The organism is Bacillus sp. JJ634, assembly GCF_036962285.1.
GTDB classification, from domain to species: Bacteria; Bacillota; Bacilli; order Bacillales; family DSM-1321; genus Peribacillus; species Peribacillus asahii_A.
Window position 1 is genome coordinate 1 of sequence record NZ_JBALMU010000010.1, and the last position, 3,156, is coordinate 3,156.

The window sequence follows — 3,156 nt, forward strand, 5'->3', positions numbered from 1 at the left end:
CGGCGTAGTTGGCACCGATCTTGCCCTCTTGAAAGACTGTTTTTCTCTCAAGTGTTGCTCACCCAAGTCTCGCCTCTGCCTCTTCTTATGGAAGGTGGTAAGTGGGATATTTGTGAGAAAGGACCCCAGCGGCTTTAACCATGGGAGTGATCAGGTATGTGAATTGAAGTATACACAAATGCGGCATCCATCTTGCTCTTGAATTGGAATATCCATATCGTAAATTTCACGGAGTGCATCCGAATTAATAATCTCATGCGTCGGCCCGTTTTTCACAAGCTTACCGTTTTTCAACGCGACAATACGATCTGAGTAAACAGACGCGAAGTTAATATCGTGTAATACAATGACAACTGTTTTCCCCAGCTCATCTACAAGCTTACGTAAAATCTTCATGATTTGAACAGAATGCTTCATATCTAAGTTATTTAAAGGCTCATCCAGTAATACATAGTCCGTATCTTGGGCAATAACCATCGCAATAAACGCACGTTGTCTTTGACCGCCTGATAATTCATCTAAAAACTTATCTTGCATCTCTGTTAAGTTCATATATTCAATTGCTTGGTCAACAAATTTTTCATCTTCTGCTGTAAGACGTCCATTCGAATACGGATAGCGGCCAAATGCAACAAGTTCACGTATCGTTAATCGAACATTAATGTAGTTTGCTTGCTTCAAAATCGAAACACGCTTTGCAAACTCAGATGATTTCCATTTTTTAACATTATTTTTATCAAGTAATACTTCCCCAGTATCTGCATCTAGTAATCGGCTCACCATAGAAAGAAGTGTAGATTTACCGGCACCGTTCGGTCCGATAAACGATGTAATCTTCCCCGGCTCGATGGTTACAGATACGTCTTCTACAACAGGCTTTTTACCAAATCGCTTTGTTAGTCCCTTGAGTTCAATCATCCTGCTGACCTACTTTCCTTTAATAATAAATAAATGAAGTAAATACCACCGATAAAGTTAATAATCACACTTAACGTCGTACGTAATTCAAAAATATGTTCAATGAGGAACTGACCACCAACTAATGCAATAATACTAATTAAACTTGCACCTAAAATTAAAACAGAATGCTTGTACGTAACTAAATACTGATAGGAAAGGTTCGCTACGATTAAACCAAAGAACGTAATCGGACCAACTAGTGCTGTTGATGTCGCAATTAAAACCGACGATAAAATTAAAATATTCATTACCAGACGGTCATAGCTAATACCAAGGTTAATCGCATTTTCACGGCCAAGTGACATAACATCCAGCTTACCCATAATGCGATAACCGTAAATAAACGCAAGGAATAAAATACCGATTGCAATATATAATAAGTCAGCCTTTACGTTTGTAAAGCTCGCAAATAGACGATTTTGCAGACTTAAATATTCCACTGGATCAATCAGTACTTGTAAAAATGTCACAAGACTTCCTAAAAGTGTTCCTAAAATCATCCCAATTAAAAGAAGTAAATAAATAGGATGCTTATCTGCTCGGAATAGGAAACGATATAAAATGAGTGCAAATAATACCATTGCGATAATCGCTGCACCGAAATTTAAATATTTATTTAATACCCAAATCGACAGTGACCCTGCAAAGAAGTAAATTAAGGTTTGCACTACTTCGTACATCGAATCAAGGCCCATAACAGAAGGTGTTAAAATGCGGTTATGTGTAATTGTCTGGAACACGACTGTCGAATACGCAATCGCAACACCCGTTACAACCATTGCCGTAACACGCATCATACGTTTTGGGAAGGCGTAATCAAAGCCGCCTTTTATATCATAAAATCCGTAAAGTAAAATACAAATAATCGCTAATACCGCCAAAAAAATCAACTTCGTACTATTTTTTCGCATATGATCTCCCCCTAACTAACATAATTAAGAAGATCACACTACCGATTACTGCCACAGTTACGTTAACCGGAATCTCATAAGGGTGAACAATAATACGACCAATAATATCACATACTAACAGGAAGACAACGCCTAATACTGCTGTATGTGGAATAGTTTTGCGTAAATTATCACCTAAATAAAGAGATACAATATTAGGAACAATTAAACCTAAAAACGGAATAACGCCGACAGTTAGTACGACAGTTGTAGCAATAATGGCAACTAGGATAAGACCTATATTTAATACAAACTTATAACTTAAGCCTAAGTTTTTAGCGAAGTCTTCCCCCATACCTGCGACTGTAAATTTATTCGCATAAAGATACGCTAAAATAACCGCTGGAATACTTATGTATAACAGTTCATAGCGTCCTGCGATAATTAATGTGAAGCTTCCCATTAACCAAGATGAAATATTTTGGAGAAGGTCTGCTTCATATGCAAAAAATGTCGTAACCGATGACAAAATGTTCCCGTACATAATCCCAATTAGTGGAACGAAAATGACATCTTTAAATTTAATACGATCCAAAATTTGCATAAAAACTAATGTTCCTACTAAAGCAAAGGCAAAGCTAAAAATAACTTGCTGCGTATAGGTTACATTTGTAAAGAACAGCATTGAAATTAAAATTCCTAGTTTTGCTGCATCTAACGTACCGGCAGTCGTTGGAGATACAAATTTATTTCGACTTAAACTTTGCATAATTAAACCAGCAATGCTCATTCCTGCTCCAGCCAGTATAATCGCCATTAAACGAGGCACTCGACTTGCTAAGAAAATTTGTGTTTTATCCGAATTCCAGTCGAGCAAGTCACTCGGCTTAATATCAATCGCCCCAATAAATAACGATATAAATGACAGGACTACAGCTGCAACTATTAACATCCATATTCTCATTTGTAATCCTCATAATGTGTTTATTCTCGGTGTGACAATTGAAAATGATTATCACTCCAAGTAAGAATTCAACTATATATTAAAGAAAATTCTAAAATCAACCCCAAAATGCAATCGCTACTAAAATAAAGATAGATAAGTAAATGAATATTTTTATATTTAACTTAGAATGAGCAAAAAACATTTTAAAGTTAACTACCTAAGCATTCCTCCTATTTTTTAAAAACCTGGTTGAAACAAGTAGTAACTTCCATTAGAATTTTCATTAATCCCAAATAATGTAATAAAGCGAATGATATTCATTATCATTAAAACTTTCACAATAAATATTTTAACATCTAA

Annotated in this window: 3 protein-coding genes; all 3 read right to left on the reverse strand. The window is 35.7% G+C overall.

From position 1 onward, the window contains the following. Positions 1–150 precede the first annotated feature (150 nt). Genes V7068_RS01480 through V7068_RS01490 form a run of 3 tightly spaced genes read right to left on the reverse strand, consistent with a single transcriptional unit; the run spans position 151 to position 2,814 of the window. Entirely contained in the window at positions 151–918 is a 768-nt protein-coding gene (locus tag V7068_RS01480; protein WP_499710655.1) for an iron ABC transporter ATP-binding protein, read from the reverse strand. Continuing rightward, positions 915–1,871 (reverse strand): iron chelate uptake ABC transporter family permease subunit, encoded by a 957-nt coding sequence (locus V7068_RS01485; RefSeq protein ID WP_499710656.1) that lies wholly within the window; start codon positions 1,869–1,871, stop codon positions 915–917. Before V7068_RS01485 ends, V7068_RS01480 begins: the two co-directional genes overlap by 4 nt. Then, on the reverse strand, positions 1,858–2,814 hold the full coding sequence (locus V7068_RS01490) for an ABC transporter permease (RefSeq protein ID WP_499710657.1): 957 nt from the start codon (positions 2,812–2,814) through the stop codon (positions 1,858–1,860). The genes V7068_RS01485 and V7068_RS01490 overlap by 14 nt, the downstream gene beginning before the upstream one ends. Between the last annotated feature and the right edge of the window lie 342 nt (positions 2,815–3,156).